At 75.2% G+C, this 24,621-nt stretch carries 18 protein-coding genes and 2 pseudogenes; 13 read left to right on the top strand and 7 right to left on the bottom strand.

Annotated features, from left to right (window positions below):
• Positions 1-116: 116 nt before the first annotated feature.
• On the bottom strand, positions 117-2,369 hold the full coding sequence (locus Athai_RS26275) for an Hsp70 family protein (RefSeq protein WP_203963979.1): 2,253 nt from the start codon (positions 2,367-2,369) through the stop codon (positions 117-119).
• 105 nt (positions 2,370-2,474) lie between these two features.
• Positions 2,475-3,551, bottom strand: a complete 1,077-nt coding sequence (locus Athai_RS26270; protein ID WP_203963978.1) for a saccharopine dehydrogenase NADP-binding domain-containing protein — start codon at positions 3,549-3,551, stop codon at positions 2,475-2,477.
• A gap of 182 nt (positions 3,552-3,733) precedes the next feature.
• Here Athai_RS26270 and Athai_RS26265 point away from each other — a divergent pair, with 182 nt between their 5' ends.
• Positions 3,734-4,618, top strand: a complete 885-nt coding sequence (locus tag Athai_RS26265) for a LysR family transcriptional regulator (protein ID WP_203963977.1) — start codon at positions 3,734-3,736, stop codon at positions 4,616-4,618.
• Positions 4,619-4,677: 59 nt separating this feature from the next.
• On the opposite strand, the gene Athai_RS26260 is transcribed toward Athai_RS26265, so the two are convergent.
• On the bottom strand, positions 4,678-5,712 hold the full coding sequence (locus Athai_RS26260) for an aldo/keto reductase family protein (RefSeq protein ID WP_203963976.1): 1,035 nt from the start codon (positions 5,710-5,712) through the stop codon (positions 4,678-4,680).
• A gap of 116 nt (positions 5,713-5,828) precedes the next feature.
• Between Athai_RS26260 and Athai_RS34920 the strand changes: the two genes are divergently transcribed.
• On the top strand, positions 5,829-7,982 hold the full coding sequence (locus tag Athai_RS34920; protein ID WP_203963975.1) for an Hsp70 family protein: 2,154 nt from the start codon (positions 5,829-5,831) through the stop codon (positions 7,980-7,982).
• Positions 7,983-7,986: 4 nt separating this feature from the next.
• On the opposite strand, the gene Athai_RS26250 is transcribed toward Athai_RS34920, so the two are convergent.
• A complete protein-coding gene (locus Athai_RS26250) occupies positions 7,987-10,038 on the bottom strand; it encodes a prolyl oligopeptidase family serine peptidase (RefSeq protein WP_203963974.1) in 2,052 nt (683 codons plus the stop codon).
• Positions 10,039-10,200: 162 nt separating this feature from the next.
• Between Athai_RS26250 and Athai_RS26245 the strand changes: the two are divergent.
• From Athai_RS26245 to tsaE, 5 genes and pseudogenes are all read left to right on the top strand, one after another.
• A pseudogene (locus Athai_RS26245) lies at positions 10,201-10,574 on the top strand (holo-ACP synthase).
• Complete coding sequence (locus Athai_RS26240) at positions 10,571-12,046, top strand: NAD(P)H-hydrate dehydratase (RefSeq protein ID WP_203963973.1); 1,476 nt, start codon at positions 10,571-10,573, stop codon at positions 12,044-12,046. The pseudogene Athai_RS26245 and the gene Athai_RS26240 overlap by 4 nt, the downstream one beginning before the upstream one ends.
• Positions 12,047-12,575: 529 nt before the next feature.
• Complete coding sequence (gene alr / locus Athai_RS26235) at positions 12,576-13,700, top strand: alanine racemase (protein ID WP_203963972.1); 1,125 nt, start codon at positions 12,576-12,578, stop codon at positions 13,698-13,700.
• Positions 13,700-14,800, top strand: a complete 1,101-nt coding sequence (locus Athai_RS26230; RefSeq protein WP_203963971.1) for an alpha/beta fold hydrolase — start codon at positions 13,700-13,702, stop codon at positions 14,798-14,800. The genes alr and Athai_RS26230 overlap by 1 nt, the downstream gene beginning before the upstream one ends.
• Entirely contained in the window at positions 14,797-15,270 is a 474-nt protein-coding gene (gene tsaE / locus Athai_RS26225; RefSeq protein ID WP_203963970.1) for a tRNA (adenosine(37)-N6)-threonylcarbamoyltransferase complex ATPase subunit type 1 TsaE, read from the top strand. The genes Athai_RS26230 and tsaE overlap by 4 nt, the downstream gene beginning before the upstream one ends.
• Before the next feature lie 60 nt (positions 15,271-15,330).
• Here tsaE and Athai_RS26220 read toward each other — a convergent pair whose 3' ends face one another.
• Positions 15,331-16,158 carry an alpha/beta fold hydrolase gene (locus tag Athai_RS26220; RefSeq protein WP_239157175.1) on the bottom strand — a complete coding sequence of 276 codons (828 nt, stop codon included), beginning with the start codon at positions 16,156-16,158 and terminating at the stop codon, positions 15,331-15,333.
• A 121-nt stretch (positions 16,159-16,279) separates the two neighbouring features.
• Between Athai_RS26220 and tsaB the strand changes: the two are divergent.
• The 4 genes and pseudogenes from tsaB to Athai_RS26200 all read left to right on the top strand — a co-directional run bounded on the left by tsaB (position 16,280) and on the right by Athai_RS26200 (position 18,868).
• Positions 16,280-16,980: pseudogene (gene tsaB / locus Athai_RS26215) on the top strand (tRNA (adenosine(37)-N6)-threonylcarbamoyltransferase complex dimerization subunit type 1 TsaB).
• Between the two features lie 34 nt (positions 16,981-17,014).
• Positions 17,015-17,473 (top strand): ribosomal protein S18-alanine N-acetyltransferase, encoded by a 459-nt coding sequence (gene rimI / locus Athai_RS26210; RefSeq protein ID WP_203963969.1) that lies wholly within the window; start codon positions 17,015-17,017, stop codon positions 17,471-17,473.
• Between the two features lie 59 nt (positions 17,474-17,532).
• Positions 17,533-18,600: a tRNA (adenosine(37)-N6)-threonylcarbamoyltransferase complex transferase subunit TsaD gene (gene tsaD / locus Athai_RS26205; protein WP_203963968.1), complete on the top strand. Its 1,068-nt coding sequence runs from the start codon at positions 17,533-17,535 to the stop codon at positions 18,598-18,600.
• A gap of 1 nt (position 18,601) precedes the next feature.
• Complete coding sequence (locus tag Athai_RS26200; RefSeq protein ID WP_420829801.1) at positions 18,602-18,868, top strand: antibiotic biosynthesis monooxygenase; 267 nt, start codon at positions 18,602-18,604, stop codon at positions 18,866-18,868.
• A 12-nt stretch (positions 18,869-18,880) separates the two neighbouring features.
• On the opposite strand, the gene Athai_RS26195 is transcribed toward Athai_RS26200, so the two are convergent.
• Positions 18,881-19,579 (bottom strand): HAD family hydrolase, encoded by a 699-nt coding sequence (locus Athai_RS26195; protein ID WP_203963967.1) that lies wholly within the window; start codon positions 19,577-19,579, stop codon positions 18,881-18,883.
• A 38-nt stretch (positions 19,580-19,617) separates the two neighbouring features.
• Entirely contained in the window at positions 19,618-20,508 is an 891-nt protein-coding gene (locus tag Athai_RS26190) for a GNAT family N-acetyltransferase (protein ID WP_203963966.1), read from the bottom strand.
• 387 nt (positions 20,509-20,895) lie between these two features.
• On the opposite strand from Athai_RS26190, the gene Athai_RS26185 reads away from it, so the two are divergent.
• On the top strand, positions 20,896-22,671 hold the full coding sequence (locus Athai_RS26185) for an ABC transporter ATP-binding protein (protein WP_203963965.1): 1,776 nt from the start codon (positions 20,896-20,898) through the stop codon (positions 22,669-22,671).
• On the top strand, positions 22,668-24,545 hold the full coding sequence (locus tag Athai_RS26180) for an ABC transporter ATP-binding protein (protein WP_203963964.1): 1,878 nt from the start codon (positions 22,668-22,670) through the stop codon (positions 24,543-24,545). The genes Athai_RS26185 and Athai_RS26180 overlap by 4 nt, the downstream gene beginning before the upstream one ends.
• The last annotated feature ends 76 nt before the right edge of the window (positions 24,546-24,621 follow it).

Below are 24,621 nucleotides of genomic sequence, written 5' to 3'. Positions count from 1 at the left end.
CCCCGGCACCGCCCCGCGACCAGGCGCCGCCCCCACGATCAGGCAGTGCCCCGCGACCAGGCACCGCCCCGCGACCAGGCACCGCCCCGCGACCGGGCAGTGCCGAACCGGGGACGTCAGTGCATCACCGCGGACACCTTCCGGAGGCTCGCCCTGGCGACCTGGGCGAGCGCGTCCGCCTCGGTATCGAGCCGTTCTCGCGGAATGGTGGGCCGGGGAGCCCCCTCCAACCATTCGCCGAAATCGAGGTCGACCTCGATCAGGATCAGGTAATCCGCCTTGCGCACCACGATCTCCAGGCCGTAGCCGACACCGTCGCCGGCCGGGCCTGACGGCGCGGGCGATGGTGCACCCGTGTTCTGGGCGGCGATGAAGTCGGGCAGTGGGCCGACGACCGCCTCGTCACCGATCGAGAGCTTCTTCACCGGGTAGTCGTGGTTCAGGCGCATCGCGGCGACGAAGTCGGTGTACTCGCCGGATGTCCTGCTGCCTTGCGAGTCGACGTTGAACGTGACCCCGCTGACGTCGATCTTGGGACGGCCCTTGCCGATGGTGTCCAGCGAGCACAGGTCGGTCCCGGAGTGGCCATTCGGGACGGGTTTCGCACTCGGTTTCGGGACCCCGAACTTCGTGTAGAGCGGCGTCATGTCGATGTACTTGCAGGCGTGTGAGCGCAGGTCGGCGGGCAGCGCGCGGGGGGCGTTCCGCTGCTCGTAGATCGCGCCGGCGGCGATGGCGACCAGGAGGAGCACGGTCACGCAGATCCCGAGCACCAGACCGAGACGGCGACGACGGCGCAGGGTGTGGGCTGACGCGGCCGGCCTCGCAGGCCCGGCACCACCCGCATTCGGCGCCGGGGAGCCCGAAACCGAGGCACCCGGCACCGAGGCGGCCGGCACTGGCGAGGGCGTCCCCGCCTGGTACGCCATGGCAGCGGGCGGCGTCGACGACAGCGCGGGCGCGGACACGGGAGACGCGGCACCCGGCATCGCCGACACCGGTGCGGCCCCATCGGGGGCTCGCCACGCCTGGCTGTGGTCGCCGTGCACCCCGGCCACCGGGCCACCGGGCCAGCCCGACGTCGCGCCGGCGCCGCCGGGCCCGGCCGACACCTGCCCCGGGGCGTCGGGCACGGCGGAGACCGGGCCCGGATCGCCGAGGCCGCCCGGCGCCGGCCGCGGCGGGTACGGCCCGAGCAGGGTGGCCGGCGCCGCGGTGCCAGTGGCGGTGCGGTGGTGCAGGGCGCCCTCGGCGACGACGATCTCGGGCTGTTCCAGTGCGATCGGCGCGAGGCCGACCCGCTGGTGCAGCAGCGTCGCCGCCATCGGTACCCGGGTGGATCCGCCGACGAGGAAGAGGCCGGCGACGTCGGCGGGGGTGATCCGGGCCTGCCTGATCGCCGACAGCGTCGCCTCGGCCGTACGGGTCAGCGCCGCGCGGGCAGCCGACTCGAACTGTTCCCGGGTGACGTGCACGTCCCGGTCGACCAGCGGGACGAAGATGCCGGCGGTGTTCTGCCGGGACAGCGCCTCCTTGGCCAGCCGGGCGTCCTCCCACAGGGTCCGGGAGTGGCGCAGCTCGGCCGGGTTGCTCGGGTGCGCCAGCCGCTGCCACTCGTCCGGTGCCTGCGCCCCGGCAACCTGACCGACGATCTCGACGACCAGCGCGTCGAGATCGACGCCGCCGATGTCGTCGAGCCCCTGGTAGGAGAGGGGTTCGAAGCCGTCGGCGCCGCGGCGGACGACGCACGCGTCGAACGTGCCGCCGCCCAGGTCGTACACGACGACACCGTGGCCGACCGGCACCCGGTGGTCCAGCACGTCGACGAAGTAGGTGGCGGCGGCGACAGGCTCGGGCACCAGCGTCGGCCGGGACAGTCCGGCGCGGTCGGCGGCCTCGGTCAGCAGCGCGCGCCGGGCCGGACCCCACTCGACCGGGTGGGTGATGGTGACGTCGGCGACCGGCGCGCCGGCGATGCGGGTCGCTTCCGCGGCCACCCGACGCAGCGTCGCCGCGACCAGCTCGCTCAGCGGGTAGGTGCGGTCGCCGAGCAGCACGTCGAGTTCGTCGATGCGGCGTTTCGGGTTCGGCTCGAACCGCTCCGGTGCGAGGCGGGCGGCGCGCGCCGCTTCCTGGCCGGTGATCAGCGTGCCGTCCGCGCCGGCGCACACCGCCGAGGGCAGCACCGGGGATCCGTCGAACAGCAGCGGCCGGGCGCGACCGTCCGGCCAGGCGAGGACGGCGACGGTGTTGGACGTGCCGTAGTCGATGCCGAGCCGGAAATCGTCGTGCACCTGTCTCCCCGCCTTGCTCGCCTGCCGGGCGCCGTTCCGACCCAGGCCCGTTGATACCACCGGGGGCAAGCGCACCGGCCGCGGCGTCGGCCCTCGGTGCCCGGATCTCGGCGCGGCGACCGGCGCCGGCACGCCCAGCCGGCGTCTGGGCACCCCGGCGCGGCGACCGGCGCGATCGGGTCAGTCCGCTGTGCGCGCGGGGTCGAGGAGGAACTCGGCGCCCGCGGTGACGGCGAGGTCGGGACCGAACAGCGCGGCCGGGGTGTACGCACCGGGGCGGCCGGCGCCGGCCGCGAGCCGTTCGGCCAGCGTCGCGGCGGTAGCCACGGTGAACGCCATCGCGTCGCCGGCCCGCAGCCACCCCTCCCGGCTGCTGCCGTCCGACCACCAGGCGCGGGCGTGCGCCCAGGTGAACGGGCGGGCCGGCGGCCGGTCGGCGACCTGGACGCGGGCCAACCGGCGCTTCGCGAAGCCGCCGATCGACGGCCGGGACAGCAGCGCCGTCACGGCCGGCAGCACCGCCCGGGCCGCCGTACCCGACGGCGCCATGCTCGACGCGGCCACCACCGCCGGGGCGCCGCTGGCCCGCTGCGCGGCCACCAGCTCGCCGGTCGGCACGCCGGCGGTGCGCGCGGTCGTACCGTCCGGGAGGGTCAGCCGGGCCGGGTCGTTGCCGAGCCGGGTCCGCACCAGCCGGCCCCGCTCGTACCGGAGTCCGCCGGCGGCGAGGCCGTCGACGATGCTCGCGGCGAGCGCCGGCCCCAACCGGCCGGGTTCGTTGCGCACCATGGGTACCGCGTCGACGCGGACCCGGGCGGGGGTCGGCCGGTCCGCGCACAACCGGCGTACCACGCTTTCGGTGCCGAGCACGCCGTAGCCGCCGCCGGTGACGAGGCAGTGCCGGCCGGCGACGGCGTCGTCGTGCCGGTCGAGCAGCCCGGCGACCGCGGGCAGCTCGTTCGCCAGGTCGACGTAGTGGGTGCCGGGCGGCAGCGCCGCGACGACCGCCGGCATGGTGCTGGTGAACGGGCCGATCGTGTTCACCACGACCGGCGGCGCGGCGTCCCGCAGCCGGGCGGCTGCCTCGTCGACCGATCCGGCAGGTACCACCCGGGCCGGCCCGGGGAACGTGTCGGCCAGCGCCGCGAGGCGCGCCCGGTCCCGCCCGACCAGTACCGGGGTGGCGCTGGCGGCCAGTCGGGCGGCGATGGCGCGGCCGGTCCGGCCGGTCGCGCCGAGGATCCAGATCTCGTTCATCGTTGCGGTCCGCTCGTTCGACGGTGCGAGGCCGCGGTCTGCGGCCCTGTCCATCGTGCGGGGGCGCCGTGCGCAGGGTCCAATGAGAGATCCGCACAGCGCATCTCGATTCATGCATCATCGCAGTTCAGCAGCAATATTCAGAGGTGAGACCGGGCGCCTCGGGTGGTTACGCTGGACGCATGACGAACGCCGAGTTGGACCTGCGGCTCGTCCGGTGCTTCGTGGTGGTCGCCACGCACCGCCACTTCGGCCGCGCCGCGACCGAGCTGCACCTGACCCAGTCGTCGCTCAGCCGCCAGATCCGGCGGCTGGAGCAGGGCGTCGGGGCGCGGCTGCTGGACCGTTCGCCGCAGGGCACCGCGCTCACCGAAGCCGGTGCCGTGTTCCTGCCGCTGGCCCGCTCGATGCTGGCCGCGGCGGCGAAGGCGGTGGCCCGGACCCGGGCCGCGGCCGACCCGAGCCGGGTCACGATCGGCTTCACCACGAACATCATCGTCACCCCGGCCGTCCGCGAGTTGCGCCGCCGGCACCCGGACGCCGAGATCGCAACCCGCCACCTGAACCTGGACGAGCCGCGGGCCGCCCTGCTGGACCACCGGGTCGATGCCGTCGTCACCCGGTTGCCGCTGGCGCCGGACGGGCTGCACGTGACGATCCTGTACGACGAGCCGCGGGCGCTGCTGCTGCCGGCCGACCACCGACTCGCCGGCCGCCGGTCGGTCACGCTCGCCGACATCGCCGACGAGCCGGTGACCCGGGCGGCCGACCCCGAGTGGGACGCGTTCTGGCGCATCGACCCGCGCCCGGACGGCAGCCCGGCACCGGACGGCCCGTACATCGAGTCGGTCGAGGACAAGATCGAACTCGTCGCGGCCGGTGCGGCGGTGGCCATCGTGCCCGTCGTGAACGGTATCGAGATGCTCCGGGCCGATCTGACCGTGGTGCCGCTGGACGGGGTGGAGCCGAGCCACGTGGTACTCGCGACCCGGGCCGGCGATCGCAACCGGCTGGTGGCCGACTTCGCCGGGTGCGCCCGCACCCTGCCGGCCCCGCCGAAACGGTGAGCCGGGTCCGCCCACGGTGCGGGCGAACCCGGCACTTTCTGTCTACTGTGGACGGACGGTCAGCCGCGCTGCCAGCCGTCCCGGACCGCGAACGGGGTGGCGATCTTGCCGGGATCGCGTTCGACCAGGTCGCCGAGGTCGGGGTCGACGAACGCGGCGTCGATGCGGGCCAGCGTGTCCGCGTCCAGCACCGCGCCGGCCGCCACCGCGTTGTCGCGCACCTGCTCCGGCCGGGAGGCGCCGAGGATCGCGCTGGACACCGCCGGGTTCGTCAGCACCCAGCGGATCGCCAGCTGCGCCAGCGTCAACCCGTGCTCGTCGGCGATCGGCCGCAGCCGCTGCACGGCGGACAGCACGGCGTCGCCCAGGTACCGGCCGACGAACCGGCCGCCGCGCTCCTGGGTCGCCCGGCTGCCCGCGGGTAGCGGCTGGCCCGGCAGGTACTTGCCGGTCAGCACGCCCTGCGCGACCGGCGACCAGACGATCTGGCCGATGCCGAGCCGCTCGCAGGTCGGCACCACCTCGGGCTCGATCACCCGCCAGAGCATCGAGTACTGCGGCTGGTTGGAGATCAGCGGCACCCGCAGCTCGGCGGCGAGCGCGGCGGCCGCCTCGATCTGGTCCGGCCGCCACTCCGAGGTACCGAGGTAGCCGACCTTGCCCTGCCGTACCAGGTCGGCGAACGCGACCATGGTCTCCTCCAGCGGCGTGCCGTCGTCGTACCGGTGCGCCTGGTACAGGTCGATGTGGTCGGTGCCGAGCCGGCGCAGCGAGGCGTCGCAGCTCTCCAGGATGTGCTTGCGGGACAGGCCCTGGTCGTTCGCGCCCGGCCCGGTGCGGCCACACACCTTGGTGCACAGCACGTAGCCGGCCCGGCGCACCGACGCCAGCGCACCGCCCAGCACCTCCTCGGCGGCGCCGTAGTCGGGCGCGCCGTACACGTCGGCGGTGTCGAACGTGGTGATGCCGGCGTCGAGCGCGGCGGCGACGCACTCCCGCGCCACCCGCTCGGTGTCCTTGCCGTGGGTCAGCCAGTTGCCGTACGTGACGGCGCTGACCTGCAACCCGCTACCACCCAGTCTCCGATGTTCCATCCGTCCACGCTAACAACAGCGCTGGTCGTCGCCGGGTGTCGGCTGTTGGCCGGGGTGGCTACGGTCGGAGCGGTACGGCAGGCGTGGCCTGCGCGCCGATCGGACGGAGGGCCCCGATGGCGGTGGGATGCGGGCTGGCGGTCCAGCTGGGCGCGGTGCACACGGTGGCGATGCTGGGCCACCCGGACGGGCGGGTCGAACCGCTGCTGTTCGACTCCTCGCCGCTGCTGCCGTCGGCGGTGTTCGCCCAACCCGACGGAGGCCTGCTCGCCGGCCGGGACGCGGTGCACGCCGCCCGGCTCGCCCCGGAGCGGTACGAGCCGAACCCGCTGCTGCGCATCGCCGACGAGACGGTGAAGCTGGGCGCCGACGTACCGGTCGTCACGGCGCTGGCGGCGGTGCTCGGCCGGGTCGCCGCGGAAGCGGCCCGGGTCGGCGGAGCCGCGCCCGGCACGGTGGTGCTGCTGTGCCCGGCCGGCTGGGCAGAGCGGGAACGGTCGGTGCTGACGGTGGCAGCGGAGTCGGCGGGACTGGGCAGGGCGCTGCTGGAGGCGGCGCCGATCGCCGCCGCCCGGTACTTCCACCGGCTGTTCGGCGCCCAGGCCGCGCCGCTGACCGTGCTCGATCTCGGCGGTACCGCCGCAGTCTCGGTGGTGTTCGGCGACCGGATCCTGGCGACCGAACGGCTCGCCGAGGCCGGCGGGCTGGACCTGGACGACGAGCTGATCGACCACCTCGACCGCACCCACCGGGAGCGGGATCCCGCCGGGTGGCAGCGGCTCCGGGTGCCGGACACGCCGGACGACCGGCGGGCGCGGCAGCAGCTGCTCGACGACGTACGGGCCGCGAAGGAGATGCTGTCCCGCACCCCGCAGGCGAGCGTGCACGTACCGCTGGTCGGCGTCGACGCCCCGATCTCCCGCGCCGAGCTGGAGGGCATCGCCGAGCCGATGGTCGGCGACGCCGTCGAGGCGCTGCGGGCGGTGCTCCGGGCGGCCGGCCTGGCACTGCCGCTGCCCGGGCCGATGTTCCTGGTGGGCGGGATGAGCCGGATGCCGCTGGTGGCCACCGTGCTGCATCGCGAGCTGGGGGTGGCGCCCACCGGAGTCAACCAGCCGGAACTGGTCGGCGTGCACGGCGCGCTGCTCGGGCTGCTCGCCCGGTCCGCCCCGGTAGGCGGCCCGGCGGACCCGCGGCGGGTCCGGGCCGACCAGGCGTACCGGCTGCTGGCCCAGGCGGAGCAGCTCGCCCGCCGGGTGTCCGCGCCGGCCGACCGGGCGCCGGCGTTGGCGCACCTGGCCGCCGCGATGGCGTCGGTGGCGCCGGATCGGGCCCGGCAGCTCGCGGTCGAGGCCGACGCGGTCGCCCGGACCACCCACGACGTCCGGTTCCGGGCCGGCGCGCTCGGCGAGGTGCTGGTCGGGTTGGCCGCGGCCGAACTGCCCGAGCTGGCTCCGCTGGGGTCCGCGGCGGCGCGGACGGCGCTGGCCGCGCCCGACCCGTACTGGCAGGTGATGGCGTTGGCGGATCTCGCCACGGGCCTGCGGCCGGTGCTGCCGGCCCGCGCCGCCGCGCTGATCGAGGTCGCCGAGTTGCTCGTCGAGGGGATCGCGGACCAGCAGCAGCGCCGGGACGGCCTGCTGTCGGTCGGGCAGGCGGCGGCGCTGGTCGATCCGGCGCGCGCGGTGCGACTCGCTGGCTACCTGGACGACCCGGACGCCCGGGCGAGCATGCTGGCCTCGGCTGCGGTCACCGTCGCGGCGGTCGATCCGGACCGGGGTGCCGAGCTGGCCGCGGAGGCGCTGCGGTGCGCGCGGACGCAGGCCACGCCGAACACCTGGGTCTCCGTCCTGACCTACCAGGTGCTGACCGGCGGCCCGCGCTGCGATGCCGCGACCGTCGAGGAGGCGGTACGGATCGCCTACGGTTGCGGCGATCCGGTCGACCGGGCGTGGCTGCTGGCGTGCTGCGCGGTGCTCACCGACGACGCAGCGAGGGCCGAGCGGTTCGCCGCCGACGCCACCGCGCAGACCCGGTTCGACGACACGGATCCGGCCGTCGCGGCGGGGATCGCCGCAGCCGCCCGGCTGCTGGCCGGGCCGCTGCCGGTGGCGGCGGAGGTGCTCGGCACCGCGTGTGCCCGGATGGTCGCCGCGACGGCCAAGGGCCGCTCGTCCGAGTGGCACCTGGCCGCGGCGGCGACGGTGCTGGCCGACCTCGCCCGGCTGCTGGCCGGTGGCCGGTTCGGTCCGCAGGACATCTGGTCCTGACCGTCTACCGGGGACACTCGGTGCCGGCCAGGTGGCGGTGCAGGAAGTGGTGCACGAGGGCGGACAGGAACGCGGCCTGGGCGTTGTCGGCGGCCCCGGCGTGGCCGCCCTCGATGTTCTCGTAGTACGACACGTCGTGGCCGGCCGCCCGCAGCCGGGCGACCATCTTGCGGGCGTGGCCGGGGTGCACCCGGTCGTCCCGGGTGGAAGTGGTGAACAGCAGTGGCGGATACTCGCCGTCCGGCCGGATCTGGTGGTACGGCGAGAACTCGCGCAGGAACGCCCAGTCGTCGGCGACGTCCGGGTCGCCGTACTCGGGCACCCACAGCGCGCCGGCGAGCAGCCGGTGGTAGCGGCGCATGTCGGTCAGCGGCACCTCGCTGACGGCGGCGCCGAACAGCTCCGGCCGGCGCATCGCCATCAGCGCGGTCAGCAGCCCACCGTTGCTGCCGCCGAGGATGCCGAGCCGGCTCGGTGTGGTGAGCCCGCGCTCGGTCAGATCCGTTGCCACCGCGGCGAAGTCGTCGTACACCCGGCGCCGGTTCGCGCGCAGCGCGGCGGTGTGCCAGGGCGAGCCGTACTCGGCGCCGCCGCGGGTGTTCGCCACCGCGTACCGGAAGCCGCGGGCCAGCCAGGCCCGGCCGATGACGCCGGAATAGCCTGGCAGCAGGGAGATCTCGAAGCCGCCGTAGCCGTACAGCAGGGTCGGCAGCGGCTCGTCGGTGTCCGGCCCGACCACGAAGTACGGCACCTTCGTGCCGTCCGCCGAGGCGGTGAACTGCTGCCGCACCGCCAGCCCGGTCGCGTCGAAGTAGCGCGGCTCGTGCTTCACCGGTACCGCGTCGCCCGCGCCCGCGGTGCCGAGGTGCACGGTGGACGGGGTCAGGAAGCTTTCCACGGTGAGCTGGTACTCGTCGTCCTCGTCGCTGTCGGTACCGAACGCGGACGCGTCGCTGTGCGCCGGCAGCGCGGTCAGCGTCGCCGCGTGCCACGGCCCCGATTCGGCGGGTGTGAGTACCCGCAGGTGGCTCGACACGTCCCGCAGTTCGGTGACGATCAGCCGGTGCCGGGTCCAGGACCAGCCGGCGAGCGCGGTGTGGTCGTCCGGTGCGAACAGCACCACCAGCTCGGGTGCGGCTGTGGCACCGCCGGCGAGGAACTCCTCGAACCGGGTGGCGAGCAGCGAACCGGCCGGGTGCGTGGTGCCGGCCACCGGCCAGTCGGAGCGCAGCTCGATCAGCAGCCAGTCGCGCTGCACGGCGGCGATCGCGTCGTCCGGCACCGGGATGCGGCGCAGCGCGGCACCGTCGCGCAGGTACCACTCGGTGCGGTAGAAGTCGACCGAACGGGAGACGAAGTCGCGTTCGAAGCCCGGGGTGTCGTCGTGCCACGCCGAGACGCCGGAGTCGGTGGGCTCGCCGGCGTACACCAGCTCGGCGTCGGCGAGCGGCGTGCCGCGGCGCCATTCCCGTACGGTGCGGGGCAGCCCGGCGGTGGTCAGGGTGTCGGGGCCGAAGTCGGTGGCGACGTAGATGCGGTCCGCGTCGATCCAGTCGATCGACGTCTTCGCCTCCGGCAGCACGAAACCGTCGGCGACGAACTCGCGCCGGGCGAGGTCGTACTCGCGGACCACGCTGGCGTCCGCCCCGCCCCGGGACAGCGACACCAGCGCCCGGGTGTAGTCCGGCCGCAGCACGGTCGCGCCGTCCCAGACCCAGTTCTCGCCCTCGTCGGCGGCGAGCCGGTCGACGTCCAGCACCGTCTCCCACACCGGCTGCTCGCTGCGGTACGACTCGGGTGTGGTGCGGCGCCACAGCCCGCGCGGGTGCTCCGCGTCGCGCCAGAAGTTGTACCGGTACGCCCCGCGCCGGGTGACATAGGGGATCCGGTCGTCGGCGTCGAGCACCTCCCGGATCGACGCCCGCAGCGTCTCGAACTCCGGTCCGGACAGCGCGGCGATCGTCTCCGCGTTGCGTTCCCGGACCCAGCCGAGCGCGCGCGGCGAGTCGATCTCCTCCAGCCAGAGGTTCTCGTCGTAGTCGTCCGGATCGGTCATCGGCACGTTCCTCCAGGTGATACGGGCGGCAGGCGAGGCGGTCGGGCGGGTGCCGGGGGCGGGCGGTGCCGACGGGCGGTGCCGGCAGGCGGTGCGGGTGGGCTTCCAGGCTGCCACAGCCGACGTTGCTCACGCCCCGCCGCGGTGTGTCAGGGTGGAGCCGTGATCATCGGGGTGGGAGTGGACGTGGTGTTGGTCGAGCGGTTCGCGCGGGCGCTGCTGCGGACGCCGATGCTGGTGGACCGGTTGTTCACCGACGACGAGCGGGTGACGGCGGTCGGCCGTCCGCGCGCGCCGGAGTCGCTGGCCGCCCGGTTCGCGGCCAAGGAGGCGGTGGCCAAGGCGCTCGGCGCACCGGCCGGGCTGAACTGGCGCGACTGCGAGGTGGTCGTCGACTCGGCGGGCCGGCCGTGGCTGGCGGTCACCGGTACCGTCGCCGACGCCGCCGCCGAACACGGCGTCGAGCGCTGGCACCTGTCGCTGTCGCACGACGGGGGATCGCCTCGGCCATGGTCGTCGCGGAGGGGGAGTCATGAGGCACGCGTACGGGGTGGCGCAGGTGCGCGCCGCGGAACAGGCGCTGATGGCGACGGTGCCGGACGGCGCGCTGATGCAGCGCGCCGCCGCCGGGCTCGCGGTGCGGGCCGCGAGCCTGCTCGCCGACCGCGGGGTGTACTCGTCGCGGGTGTTGCTGCTGGTGGGTGCGGGGAACAACGGTGGGGACACGCTGTTCGCCGGTGCCCGGCTGGCCCGGCGCGGGGCGCAGGTGCGGGCGTTGCTGCTCGGTGGCGACCACACCCACGCTGCCGGGCTGGCCGACTTCCGCGCCGCCGGCGGCCGGCTGGTCGACTCGGTGGCCGGCCCGGTCGACCTGGTACTCGACGGCATCGTCGGCATCGGTGGCCGGCCGGGGCTGCGACCGGACGCCCTCGCGGCGGTCCGGGCGGTCGCCGAGACGGGCGCGCCGGTGCTGGCCGTCGACGTACCGTCCGGGGTCGACGTGGACACCGGCGCGGCGCCGGCCGAGTCGGTGTGCGCCGACGTCACCGTCACGTTCGGTACCTACAAGCCGTGCCTGGTGGTGGGGCCGGCCGCGCCCCGGGCCGGGCTCGTCGAGCTGATCGACATCGGCCTGGGTCCCTACCTGCCGGCGCAGCTGGAGCCGCCGGCCGGACCGGTGTTGTCGGTTCCGGACGCCGGCGACATCGGCGCCGACTGGCCGGTGCCGGGGCCGCTGTCGGACAAGTACACCCGCGGGGTGGTCGGGGTGGCGACCGGTTCCGAGGCGTACAGCGGTGCGGCGGTGCTGTCGGTCGGCGGTGCGCTGCTGGGTCCGGCCGGCTTCGTCCGGTACGCCGGCCACGCCGCCGACTTCGTGCGGCGGGCCTGGCCGTCGGCGGTGATCTCCGACCGGGTCGGTGACGCGGGCCGGGTGCAGGCGTGGGTGGTCGGTTCCGGCCTCGGTACCGACGTGCGGGCGAAGGGCGAGCTGCGCGCGGCGCTCGCCGCCGACGTACCGGTGTGCGTGGACGCGGACGGCCTGACGCTGCTGGCCGAGGATCCGGCCGGTTGGCTCGGGGATCGTGCCGCGCCGACCGTGCTGACGCCGCACGACCGCGAGTTCGCCCGGTTGTCCGGCGCCGAGCCGGGCGACGACCGACCGGCGGCAGCGCGCGCGTTGGCCGCCCGGCTGGGGGTGATCGTGCTGCTGAAGGGCGACCGGACGGTGGTCGCCACGCCGGACGGCCGCTGCCTGGTCAACTCGACCGGTACCGCCGCGCTCGCCACCGCCGGTTCCGGCGACGTGCTGTCCGGCCTGCTCGGCTCGCTGCTCGCGGCCGGGCTGCCGGCGGATCGTGCCGCGATCGCCGCCGCCTTCGCGCACGGTCTCGCCGGCCGGGAGGCGGCCGGGCACGGGCCCGTGACCGCGATGCACGTCCTGTCCGCACTTCGACCCGTTGTCCGGTCCCTGACCAGCGGAAACGGCAGGACGAACACTTTCAGATGAGGAAGCCGGGACGGCACGCAGGGTAGCGGTCGTACCGCTTCCGGGGGCGGGTGACCGTCCGGTGTGCGCCGTTTCCGCGAACGAATGCGGCTACGCAGAGTCGTTCTGCCGGTGCCGTGTGCGCCTGGGCCGACGAATCGACGGTGGACGGCGCGGAGATCGCCAGGCATCATGACCAGGGTCCACAACGATTCGTGTTGGGACGCACACACAGCGGTGTTGATCGTCGCGTGCCGGTACCCGCCCGGAACTGGGGGGTGCGGACGGGCACCGGGCGCGGCGTTCCCCGCCTCGCGGGGTATTGCCGCCTTGGCCTGGCACCCGGACCGACCGGAATGGTCCGGGCGCCGGGTCGAACGGGGAGAGAGGTTCCAGACGCCTCTCTCCCCGTTCGCCTGTCTCCCCGTCGCCCACCCGCTCGAGGCCCGGCGCGGCGTCACCTCGGTCCGACCCGGCCGGGGCCGGCCGCCCGCCCGTCCACCAGCGCGCCAGCGGGCGGGGTGGGCGGTGCACCTGGAACACTGGGGGGATGGAGCAGGCCGAGGCGGTGATCGATCTCGACGCGATCGCGAGCAACGTGGCGCAGCTGGGTGGGCTCACGTCGGCCGAGGTGATGGCGGTCGTCAAGGCGGACGGGTACGGGCACGGCGCGGTGCCGGCGGCCCGCGCGGCGCTGCGCGGCGGGGCGAGCTGGCTCGGCGTGGCCACCCTGCCCGAGGCGTACCAGCTGCGTGACGCGGGGATCACGGCGCCGCTGCTGGCCTGGCTGATCGCGCCCGGTACCCCGGTGGACGCGGCGGTGCGGCGAGACGTGGACCTGTCCTGCGCGACGCTCGGTGGCCTCGCCGACGCCGCCGCGGCGGGGCGGTCCGCCGGCCGGCCGGCCCGGGTGCACCTCAAGATCGACACCGGCCTGTCCCGGGGCGGCGCGACCGCGGATCGCTGGCTGGACCTGGTCACCGCCGCGGCGAAGGCGCAGGCGGACGGCGCGGTGCAGGTCGTCGGCGTGTGGAGCCACCTGGCCTGCGCGGACGAGCCGGGGCATCCGAGCGTCGACCGGCAGCTCGCGGCGTACCACGACGCGTTGGCGGTCGCCGAGCGCGCCGGGCTGCGGCCGACCCATCGCCACCTGGCCAACTCGGCGGGCCTGTTGACCAGGCCGGACACCCACTTCGACCTGGTCCGTCCGGGGATCGCCTGCTACGGGCTGTCGCCGGTGCGCGGGTGGCCGGCCGCGGCGCCGCTGCGGCCCGCGATGACGGTTCGGGCGCGGGTGCTGATCGGCAAGCGGGTGCCGGCGGGCGCCGGCGTGTCGTACGGGCACACCTACCGCACCGAGCGGCCGAGCACGCTCGCGGTGGTCCCGCTCGGCTACGCCGACGGGGTGTTCCGGGCGGCGAGCAACGCGGGGCAGGTGTGGCTCGGCGGCGCCCGCCGAACGATCGCCGGGCGGGTCTGCATGGACCAGTTCGTGGTCGACCTGGGGGACGACCCGGTGGCCGACGGGGACGTCGCGGTGCTGTTCGGCCCGGGCGACGACGGCGAGCCGACCGCCGACGACTGGGCCGACGTGGTCGGCACGATCAGCTACGAGGTGGTGTGCCGGCTGGGCGTCTCGCGCGCGGTGCGGCGCTACGTCGGCGGCGCGTCGTAATGGCCGAACGACGCAGCAGGGCCCGTACCGCCGGGCTGGTCGGCGCGGCCGTCGGCGCCGCGGCCGCCGGGGTCGCCGGTGGCATCGCGGTGCGGGCGCTGCTGACCCGGCGCGATCGCACGCCCGCCGCGGCCGACCCGTACCGGGACGAGCCGTTCGACGCGCTGCCGGTGGACGCCGAGCTGATCGTCACCACCGACGACGGGGTGGATCTGCACGTCGAGGTGGTGGAGCCGCCGGGGCGGGGCTCGCCGGCGCTGACCGTCGTGTTCGTGCACGGCTACGCGCTGGATTCCGGCACGTTCCACTTCCAGCGCAAGGCGCTGTCGGAGCTGACCTCGCCGCGGCTGCGCATCGTCGCGTACGACCAGCCCGGGCACGGCCGGTCCGGCCGCCACCCGGCCGGGGAGTACTCGATCGATGCGCTCGGCGGCGCGTTGTGGCGGGTGCTGGAGGAGGTCGCGCCGGACGGGCCGGTCGCGCTGGTGGGTCACTCCATGGGCGGGATGACGATCATGGCGCTGGCCGAGCGCCATCCGGAGCTGTTCGAGCAGCACGGCCGGGTGCGTGCCGTGGCGCTCATCTCCACCTCGGCCGGTGAGCTGGCCGGGGTTCCGTTGGGGTTGCCGAAACTGCTGCCGCGGGCGAGCCTGCTGCCGGCGCTGGCGAACGCGGCGAAGCTGACTCCGGGGATCATCGACCGGGCCCGCGACGCCGCCGGCGACCTCGCGTACCTGCTGACCCGGCGGTACGGGTTCGCCGGTGCCGCGCCGAGCCCGGCCGTGGTGCGCTACGTGGAGCGGATGAACGCGCGTACCTCGGTCGAGTCGATCGCCGGCTACGTCAAGACGCTGTACGGGCACCGCCGGTACCAGGCGCTGGAAGCCTTGCGGCACAGTCGGGTGCTGGTGATCGCGGGCGACAAGGACGTGTTCACGCCGCTGTCGCACGCGCAGGAGATCACCCGGCTGCTGCCGAACGCGACGCTGCTGGTACTGCCGGATGCCGGACACATGGCGCTGCTGGAGTACCCGGAGGCGGTCGCCGAGCCGCTCCGGGTGCTGCTCGTGGCGGCCGCGAAGAAGAGGAGTGGTGCGTGATCGACACCGTCCACCATGAACTGTCCACAGTGGACGACACGCGGGCGTTCGGCGAGCGGCTGGCCGGGCTGCTGCGCACCGGCGACCTGGTCGTGCTGGTCGGCCCGCTCGGCGCCGGCAAGACCGCGCTGACCCAGGGCATCGGTGTCGGGCTGGGGGTGCGCGGCGACGTCACCAGCCCGACGTTCGTGATCGCCCGGGTGCACCCGCCCGATCCGGCCCGCGGCGGGACGCTGCCCCTGGTGCACGTCGACGCGTACCGGCTCGGCGGCGCGCTGGAGGTCGACGACCTGGACCTGGACGCGAGTACCGAGGAGTCGGTGACCGTGGTCGAGTGGGGTGCGGGGCTGGTCGAGCAGCTGGCCGACGCGCGCCTGGAGGTGCGGATCGACCGTCTCGACGACGACACCCGCACGGTCACCCTGGTGCCGCACGGTGGCGACTGGCCGGAACGCCTCGCCGGCCTCTGAGGAGAAGCCGCCCGGCACCCCGGCACGCCGCGATCGCCGGTTCAGGGCGCGGCCGGCTCCTCAGGCGGTGAGGAAGGGCAGCAGGGCGGCGGTGAGCTGGGCCGGTGCGTCCTCCTGGACCAGGTGGCCGGCACCGTCGATCACGGCCAGCTCGGCCGACGGGATCAGGCCGGCCAGCTGCCGCCCCCGGTCGAGCGGGATCCACTCGTCGTCGGCGCCCCAGCAGACCAGTACCGGCAGGTCGAGGTCGCCGAGCCGGTCGTGGAACTCGTCGGTGTAGCGCTCGTCGGCCTGGGCGATCTGCCGGTAGAAGGCGGGCTGGCCGGCGTCGCCGAGCCACGGTGCGACCAGCGCGTCCAGCGTGGCCGGGTGCAGGCCGGGCGAGCTCGCGGACGACACGTAGCGCCGGACCAGTGCCTCGTGCAGGTGCGGCGGCAGCTGCTCGAACACCGCGGAGTTGGCACCGACCAGCCGGAAGAACGGCGATCCCCAGGGCGCGAGCGCGACCGGATCGACCAGGCCGAGCCGGCGGTACCGGGCACCGTGCAGCAGCAACGCGCGCAGCGCGACGGCGCCGCCGAAGTCGTGCGCCACCACGGCCGGCGCCTCCAGCTGCCAGTGCGCCAGCAGCTCGGTGAACACCCGGGCCTGCGCGCCGAGCGAGACGTCCTGCCCGGTGGACATCGCCGAACCGCCGTAGCCCGGCATGTCCCAGACGTACACCCGGTGCGTGGCGGCGAGGGCCGCGGCGACGTTGCGCCACACGTACGAAGAGAACGGGGTGCCGTGCAGCAGCACCACCGGGTCGGCGTCGTCGGGCCCGAACCGGTCCCACCGTACGGTGCCCGATTCGCTGTCGTATGTCCTGCTCGGCGACCATGTGCTCATCCGCCGATGGTGCCAGTTCCGGGCGCGGCGGGTGCGGCGGGTCCGGCCCGGCGCCCGGCCGCCGGCGGTGTGGTAAGAGGTCGGCCCGTGGCCGCGAGGACCGACGGGGCAGGATGGGTACGTGCTGGTATTGGGTGTTGACACGGCGACCGCCGCGGTGACCGCGGTGCTCGCCGAGGTGACCGACGACGGGGTACGGGAGCTGGCCACCGAGGTGACGGTGGGCGGCCAGGCGCACGGGGAGCGGCTCGCGCCGGCGATCGAGACAGTGCTGACCGCGACCCGGCACGTGCCGGCCGACCTCGCCGCCGTGGTCGCCGGTACCGGCCCGGGGCCGTTCACCGGGCTGCGGGTCGGGCTGGTCACCGCGACCGCGCTCGGCCAGACCCTGGCGATCCCGACCTACGACGTGTGCACGCTGGACGCGCTCGGCGCCGCTGCCGGCCCCGGCCGGGTGTTGGTCGCCACCGACGCGCGCCGCCGGGAGATCTACTGGGCGGTCTACCTGGACGGGGTCCGGCAGACCGAGCCGGCGGTGGCCAAGCCCGCCGACGTCGCCACCGGACCGGCCATGGCCGCGGGCGGCGCGCCGGCCGGGGGCCGGGTGTCGAGCGGGCGGTCGGGGACGGCGCCGCGAAGTACGCGGAGATCCTTGGCGTGCCGGTCGCCGACGAGCCGCGCTACCCGGTCGGTACCGCGCTGGTCGCGCTGGCCGCCGACCGGATCCGGGCCGGGGCGCCGACCGAGACGCTGGTCCCGCGGTACCTGCGCCGGCCCGACGTGACGCCGGCCGCCGCGCCGAAGCCGGTCTCGGCGCGGTGAGCCGGGGCCGGTGCGAGGAACGGGGCCGGGGCCGGTGAGCGCGATACGGATCGAGCGGTTGCGCTGGTGGCACATCCGCGAACTGCTGCCGATCGAGGACGACCTGTTCGGCGCGGAGCGGTGGAGCGCGGCGATGTTCTGGAACGAACTGGCGTCCGGGCACTACTACCGGATCGCCCGCGACTCGTCCGGCATCGTCGGCTATGCCGGCCTCGCGGTCACCGGCCCGGACGAGGCGTGGATCCAGAACATCGCGGTACGCCGGGACAGGCAGCGTGCCGGGGTCGGCCGGGCGCTGCTGGACGATCTGCTCGCCGAGGCGGACCGGCGCGGCGCGCGGCACGTCCTGCTGGAGGTCGCGGTCGACAACGACCCGGCCCGCACGCTGTACGGTCGCTACGGCTTCGTCGAGGTCGGCCGGCGTCGCGGCTACTACCAGCCGAGCAACACCGATGCGTTGGTGATGAGCAGGGAGGGTTCGGGCGGTGCGTGAGCGAACCATCGGGATCACCCCGCGGTGTCTGGTCGGCGTCGTGGGAAGGAGGAGCGTCGATGAGCGTCGATGAGCCGCTGGTGCTCGGGATCGAGACGTCGTGCGACGAGACCGGCATCGGCGTGGTGCGCGGTACGACGTTGCTGGCGGACGCGATCGCGTCCAGCATGTCCGAGCACGCCAAGTACGGCGGGGTGGTGCCGGAGGTGGCGAGCCGGGCGCACCTGGCGGCGATGGCCGGCACCATGCGCGAGGCGCTCGACACCGCCGGCGTACGACTGTCCGATGTGGACGCCGTCGCGGTCACCGCCGGCCCGGGGCTGGCCGGTGCGCTGCTGGTGGGCGTCGCCGCGGCGAAGGCGTACGCGCTGGCCGCCGGCAAGCCGCTGTACGGGGTGAACCACCTGTCCGCGCACGTCGCGGTGGACACCCTGGAGCACGGGCCGCTGCCCGAGCCGGCGATCGCGATGCTGGTGTCCGGCGGCCATTCCTCGCTGCTGATGGTGGAGGATCTGGCCGGCCGGGTCGAGCCGCTCGGCGCCACCATCGACGACGCGGCCGGTGAGGCGTTCGACAAGGTGGCCCGGCTGCTCGGGCTGCCGTTCCCGGGTGGCCCGCCGATCGACAAGGCGGCCCGCAACGGCGACCCGGTCGCGATCGACTTCCCGCGCGGCCTGACCTCGCCGCGCGACCTGGCCCGGCACCGGTTCGACTTCTCGTTCTCCGGGCTGAAGACCGCGGTGGCCCGCTGGGTCGAGGCACGGGAACGCACCGGCGAGCCGGTACCGGTGGACGACGTCGCCGCGTCCTTCCAGGAGGCGGTGTGCGACGTGCTGTCCCGCAAGGCGATCGACGCGTGCCGCAGCAACGGGGTGGACACCCTGCTGATCGGCGGCGGGGTGGCGGCGAACTCGCGGCTGCGGTCGATGGCCACCGAACGCGCCGAGCGGTACGGGATCCGGGTTCGGGTGCCGCGGCCGAAGCTGTGCACCGACAACGGTGCGATGGTCGCCGCGCTCGGGTCGCATCTCGTCGCCGCCGCGGTACCACCGTCCGGGTTGGACATACCGGCCGACTCCTCGCTGCCGGTGACGACCGTCTCGCTCGCCGACCGGATCGGTGGCTGAGATGGTGACGGTGCGGATGTGGGAGGCCAGGGCGCACCCGGCGGAGTTCGCCGAACTGCTCGACTGGGTGTACGAGGCGGTCGTGCCGGCGCTCGCGGCGGCACCCGGCCACCTCGGTACCGAGGTGTTCCGGTCCGGCGACGAGCGCATCGTGCTGCTCTCCCGGTGGGGCGGCCGGCCGGCCGAGATCGCCGAGCCGCCGGCCCGGCTGGTGCCCCGGCCGCCGCACTCGTGGGACTTCGTCCCGGTCGACCGCGACGGGTCCTGACCGGCGCGAGACCTACCGGTCCTCGTCGGCCACCAGCTCGTCGAGCAGCGCGGGCAGGTCGGCGAGGGAACCGATCCGCGGCCCGGTCCAGCTGCCGGTGTCCGCCCACGGGTCGGCGATCGCCGTGTCGGCCAGCACGGTCGGCAGGCCCAGCGCCGCGGCGCCGGCCAGCTCGTCGCTGGCGCCGTCGCCGACGAACGCGCAGGAGGCGGGCGGCAGGTTCAGCGCGACGACCGCGGCCAGGTACGCGCGCGGGTCCGGCTTGACGTGGCCCAGGGTGCTGGAGAACACCGCCAGTTCGAACCGGTCGGCGAACTCGGTCTCGCGCCACAGCATCGGCACCTCGGCGCTGCAGTTGGTCACCAGCGCCAGCCGCCAACCGTTGCCACGCAACGCGTCCAACGCCGCCAGCACGCCGGGGGCGGGGTGCAGCTGGCGGCGGGCCAGGGCGAGCCGCTGCCGGACCGCGCTGTCCACGGCGGCCGGGGACGGCCGGCCGCCGACCCGTTCGGCGAGCGTCCGCATCGTCTCGGGGAGGTCGCCGAGGTGTCCGGCGAACCGGTCCTTGCGGCTGGCCTGTACCTCGGCGGCGAACCGTTCCGGGTCGACGCCGAGCACCGCGGAGATGCGCCGGGACACCTCGTCCCGCTGCACCCCGGTGTCGCCGGGTACCAGCGTGCCGAACAGGTCGAACAGAATCGCGCGAGTCACGCCCGCACGCTACCGTGGCCGCCCCGGTCCGGGCCGGGTCAGGCCGGTGCCGGGGCGGGCCAGTAGGAGCGGCGCTCGGCGACGGCGGTGAAGCCGAGCGCCCGGTACAGCGCCACGGCCGGCCGGTTGGAGACCGGGGTCAGTACCGCGACGCCGGTCGCGCCGAGCCGGGCGAGCCGCCGGAACGCCTCGACGATCACGGCGCTGGCGTGGCCGCGCCGGCGGTGCCCCGGATGGGTACCGGCCGGTTCGAGCAGCGCGGTGCCGCCCGGCGGCCCGAGCCAGGCCAGGCAGAACGCGGTGATCCGGTCGTCGACCGTACCGACCAGGTCGAGTTCGGCGCGGTAGTCGGGCACCGCGCGCAGCCGCCGGTACCGTTCCGCGGTCAGTGACGAGCCCGGGAACGCGGCGTGCTGCACCGCCACCCGCTGCGCCGCGTCGCCGGGCCGGAACGCCCGTACCGTCGGTTCGGGCCGGGGCTGGTGGGCCGCGCCGGGCAGCGGGCGCCACAGGTGCAGCCAGATGTCCGGGTCCGGCTCGTACCCGGCGGCGAGCAGCGCGCGGGTCAGCGCCCCCGGGCCGGGCGGCGGGTCGATCCACGGGCCGCCGCCGGCCGGGTCCAGCCGGCGGGACAGGTCGGCCAGCACCGCGTCGGCCAGCGTCGAGTCGTGCAGGTACGCGGGGTTGACCGCGCACCGGGCGCTGCCCGGCTGGTCGCACAGGATCACCGCGGCGGGGCGCCCGGTCGCGTCCCACCACACCCGGATCTGCTCGTCCCGGATCGCCGGTTCGAACCGCAGCGCCCAGCCGAGGTCGCCGGCCTGCAGCTGCCACCCGCAGCCGGCCGACGGTTCCCACGCGCGCAGCGATGCCAGCACCGTGCCGGCGTCCCGGTCGGTCAACCGGCGCCGGGTGAACCCCGTACTCACGAAACGGCACCCTATGTGCCGGTGCCCGGGCGCCCGGTACGCAAATCGCCGAACTGTGTCGCACGGCGCACCGGATCGACCGAACGGCGGACCCGCCGGCCGCCCGCCTGCTCCGGCCCCGGCCCCGTTGCACGCTCCTTCCGCCTGCCTGCTCCGGGGTCGGGCCCTTTGCACGCGCCTGCTCCGGGCCGGCCCCTTTGCGCGCGCCTGGTTCCGGGGCCGGGCCTTTTTCACGCTCCTTTGCTCTGCCTACCTATACGCAACACTTTGGTGGCACGCTCAGGTAGGCAGAGCAAAGGACGCTGCGCAGGGGGTGGCCGCCGGCGCCCCGAGTACCGGGGAAACTCGGTCGCGGTGGCCGTCGGTGCCGCCGTAGCGTCGAGGGTCGTGCGTCGACTGCCCCTCGCCGATCCCGGCACTCCGGTACACCGCTCACCCGCGTCGTACCTGCGCTGGCTGGTGCGCAGGCAGGCCGGCACGATCCTCGTCGCGATGTGCTTCGGGGTGGCGTGGATGCTCGCCCAGGCGCTGATGCCGGCCGCGATCGGCAAGGCGATCGACGCCGGCCTCGGCCACCGGGACACCCGCGCGCTGTTCGACTGGGCGGCCGTGCTGTTCGGGCTCGGCGTGGTGCAGGCCGCCGCCGGCGTGATGCGACACCGGCTCGCCGTGTCCAACTTCCTGACCGCCGCGTACCGGACCGTGCAGGTGGTGACCCGGCACGCGGTGCGGCTCGGTGCCACGCTGCCGAAGCGGGTCGCGACCGGTGAGGTGGTCACCGTCGGCGCCACCGACATCGCCCAGCTCGGCAACACCCTGGACATCTCCGGCCGGCTCGCCGGCTCGGTCGTCTCGTTCGTCACCGTGGCGGTCATCCTGCTCACCACCTCGGTACCGCTGGGACTGCTGGTGCTGATCGGGGTGCCGCTGCTGGTGCTCGCGATCGGGCCGGTGCTCAAGCCGCTGCACCGCCGCCAGCAGGCGCAGCGGGAACTCGCCGGCGACCTCACCACGTACGCGAACGACATCGTGCACGGGCTGCGGGTGCTGCGCGGGGTGGGCGGCGAGGAGGTGTTCGCCCGGCGGTACGCCACCCGGTCGCAGCGGGTCCGGGCGGCCGGCTACCGGGTCGCCGGCGTCGAGTCGACCCTGGACGCCACCCAGATCCTGCTGCCCGGTGTGTTCGTCGTACTGGTCACCTGGCTCGGCGCGCGGTTCGCGCTGACCGGCGTGATCAGCCCCGGCCAGCTCGTCGCCTTCTACGGGTACGCGGCGTTCCTGGTGCAGCCGCTGAGCACGCTCACCGAGGCGGCCGACAACCTGACCCGCGGGCTGGTCGCGGCCCGCCGGGTGGTGCGGATCCTCGACATCGAGCCGGAGCTGGCCGACCCCACCTCGCCCGCCCCGGTACCCGACGAGCCGGGTGCGGTGGAGCTGGCCGACGCCGCCTCCGGGATCCGGATCGCCGCCGGCTCGCTGACCGTACTGGTGGTGTCGGGCCGGCCGGCCGCGGCGCAGCTCGCCGACCGGCTCGGCCGGTACGCGGCCGGCTCGGTGCTGTTCCGCGGGGTACCGCTGGACCGGCTGCCGGCCGCCGAGGTGCGCCGCCGGATCCTGGTGTCCGACACCGGGGCCCGGCTGTTCGCCGGGCCGCTGCGGGCCGAGCTGGACCCGTCCGGTGCGCTGCCCGACGAGCGGATCCTGGCCGCGCTGGACGCCGCGTCCGGGGCCGACATCCTGGCCGGCCTGCCGGACGGGCTGGACACCACGATCGAGGAGCGCGGCCGGTCGGTGTCCGGCGGCCAGCAGCAGCGGCTGGTACTGGCGCGGGCACTGCTCGCCGACCCGGACGTGCTGATCCTGGTCGAGCCGACCTCCGCGGTCGACGCGCACACCGAGGCGCGGATCGCGTCCCGGCTGGCCGGCTTCCGCGCCGGTCGGACCACCGTGGTGCTGACCGAGAGCCCGCTGCTCGCCGGCCGGGCCGACACGGTGCTGTTCGTGGCCGACGGCGTCCTCGCCGCCGCCGGCAGCCACGCCGAACTGCTCGCGGACCCGGCGTACCGCGCGGTGGTGCTCCGCGGCGAGGACGACGACGAGGACCGGCCCGGTGTCCCGACGCTGCCGCCACGGTCGCGACACACCGTGGAGGCGACGGAATGACGGTGCAGCTGCCGGTGGCGACGCCGGCCCAGGTCCGGCGGTACGCCCGTACCCTCGCCCGGCGGCACCCGAAGGCGCTGGTGACCGCGCTGGTCCTGCACGCGCTGGCGGCCGTCGCCGGTCTCGGCGCGCCGCGGCTGCTCGGCAACCTGGTGCAGGCGGTACAGGATGGGACCACCCGGGTCACGGTGGACAAGGTGGCGCTGGCGATCGCGGCGTTCGTGATCGGCCAGTCGGTGCTGACCCGCTTCGCCCGGCTGGTGTCGTTCCGGCTCGGCGAGCGGGTGCTGGCCGAGCTGCGCGAGGAGTTCGTCCGCCGGGTACTGTCCCTGCCGCTGTCCACGGTGGAGCGTGCCGGCACCGGTGACCTGCTGACCCGCACCTCCCGGGACGTCGACGCGCTCGCCCGCACGGTCCGGTTCGCCGCGCCGGAGACGCTCATCGCGCTGGTCACGACCGTCCTCACGCTCGGCGCGCTGGCCCTGGTCGGCCCGCTCGTCGCGCTGCCCTGCCTGATCGCGGTGCCGATCCTGTGGGTCTCGACCCGCTGGTACCTGCGCCGTGCCACCGCCGGCTACCTGCGCGAGAACGCCGCGTACTCGGACGTCAACGAGGGGCTGGCCGAGACCGTCGAGGGCGCCCGTACCGTCGAGGCGCTGCGGCTGGCCCGGCAGCGGATCCGGCGCACCGACGGCGACATCGGGCGGTCGTTCGCGGCCGAGCGGTACACGCTGTTCCTGCGGTCGGTGTGGTTCCCCGCCGCGGAGGTCAGCTACGTCCTTCCGGTGGTGGCGACGCTGCTGGTCGGCGGGCTGCTCTACACGCACGGCATGGCCAGCCTCGGCCAGGTCACGGCCGCCACGCTGTACGTGCAGCAGCTGATCGACCCGGTCGACCGGCTGCTGTCCTGGCTGGACGAGTTGCAGGTCGGCGGCGCCTCGCTGGCCCGCCTGCTCGGCGTCTCCGCCGAACCGGGCGACGGGCGGGGACGCACCCCAGCGGGCAGCGCGCGGGGGCCCGGCGAAGCAGACACCGCGCAGAGGCCCGGCGAAGCAGACACCGCGCGGGGGTCCGGCGAAGGGGACACCGCGCGGAGGCCCGGCGAAGGGGACCATGCGTGCGGGCGCGGCGAAGGGGACACCGCGCCGACCCTGGTCGCCGCCGGCCTGCATTACTCCTATGTGGACGGTCGGGACGTGTTGCGCGGCATCGACCTCGCGGTACGACCGGGCGAACGGCTGGCGATGGTGGGCCCGTCCGGCGCGGGCAAGTCGACGCTGGGCCGGCTGCTCGCCGGCATCCACCCGCCGCGGGAAGGTTCGGTGACCATCGGCGGCGTACCGCTGACCTCGCTGCCGCTGGCCCGCCGGCGCCGCGAGGTGGCGCTGGTGACCCAGGAGCACCACGTGTTCGTCGGTACCGTCGCCGACAACGTGTCGCTGCCGCGGCCGGACGCGAGCGAGGCCGAGGTACGGGCCGCGCTGCGCGCCGTCGACGCGATCGGCTGGGCCGACGCGCTGCCGGACGGGCTGGCCACCGTGGTCGGCTCCGGCGGTACCGAGCTGTCCGCGGCGCAGGCGCAGCAGTTGGCGCTCGCCCGGCTGGTGCTCGCCGACCCGCACACCCTGGTACTCGACGAGGCGACCTCGCTGATCGACCCGCGCGCCGCCCGGCACCTGGAGCGTTCGCTCGGCGCCGTGCTCGACGGCCGTACCGTGATCGCGATCGCGCACCGGTTGCACACCGCGCACGACGCGGACCGGGTCGCCGTCGTCGCGGACGGCCGGATCGTCGAGCTCGGTTCGCACGCCGAGCTGGTCGCTGCCGGCGGCGACTACGCCGCGCTCTGGGAGTCCTGGCACGGCCGACCCTGACCCGGCCCGGCCGGTGGGCCGGCACCGACCCGGCCGGCGGGCGGGGTCGCCCGGGTTGCGTGGGTCGGTGATGATG

The organism is Actinocatenispora thailandica, assembly GCF_016865425.1.
In the GTDB taxonomy this organism is placed as follows: Bacteria; Actinomycetota; Actinomycetes; order Mycobacteriales; family Micromonosporaceae; genus Actinocatenispora; species Actinocatenispora thailandica.
The sequence above is the reverse complement of the archived record's forward strand: the minus strand, read 5'-3'. Positions and strand labels throughout refer to the sequence as shown.

Excerpts from the sequence above, each read along its gene's own strand:
- Athai_RS26230 (WP_203963971.1), top strand. The coding sequence starts at position 13,700 with ATGGCCGAACGACGCAGCAGGGCCCGTACCGCCGGGCTGGTCGGCGCG.
- Athai_RS26240 (WP_203963973.1), top strand. The coding sequence starts at position 10,571 with ATGAGGCACGCGTACGGGGTGGCGCAGGTGCGCGCCGCGGAACAGGCG.
- alr (WP_203963972.1), top strand. The coding sequence starts at position 12,576 with ATGGAGCAGGCCGAGGCGGTGATCGATCTCGACGCGATCGCGAGCAAC.
- Athai_RS26180 (WP_203963964.1), top strand. The coding sequence starts at position 22,668 with ATGACGGTGCAGCTGCCGGTGGCGACGCCGGCCCAGGTCCGGCGGTAC.
- Athai_RS26265 (WP_203963977.1), top strand. The coding sequence starts at position 3,734 with ATGACGAACGCCGAGTTGGACCTGCGGCTCGTCCGGTGCTTCGTGGTG.
- Athai_RS26250 (WP_203963974.1), bottom strand. The coding sequence starts at position 10,038 with ATGACCGATCCGGACGACTACGACGAGAACCTCTGGCTGGAGGAGATC.
- Athai_RS34920 (WP_203963975.1), top strand. The coding sequence starts at position 5,829 with ATGGCGGTGGGATGCGGGCTGGCGGTCCAGCTGGGCGCGGTGCACACG.
- tsaD (WP_203963968.1), top strand. The coding sequence starts at position 17,533 with ATGAGCGTCGATGAGCCGCTGGTGCTCGGGATCGAGACGTCGTGCGAC.
- Athai_RS26270 (WP_203963978.1), bottom strand. The coding sequence starts at position 3,551 with ATGAACGAGATCTGGATCCTCGGCGCGACCGGCCGGACCGGCCGCGCC.
- Athai_RS26200 (WP_420829801.1), top strand. The coding sequence starts at position 18,602 with ATGGTGACGGTGCGGATGTGGGAGGCCAGGGCGCACCCGGCGGAGTTC.
- Athai_RS26220 (WP_239157175.1), bottom strand. The coding sequence starts at position 16,158 with ATGAGCACATGGTCGCCGAGCAGGACATACGACAGCGAATCGGGCACC.
- Athai_RS26260 (WP_203963976.1), bottom strand. The coding sequence starts at position 5,712 with ATGGAACATCGGAGACTGGGTGGTAGCGGGTTGCAGGTCAGCGCCGTC.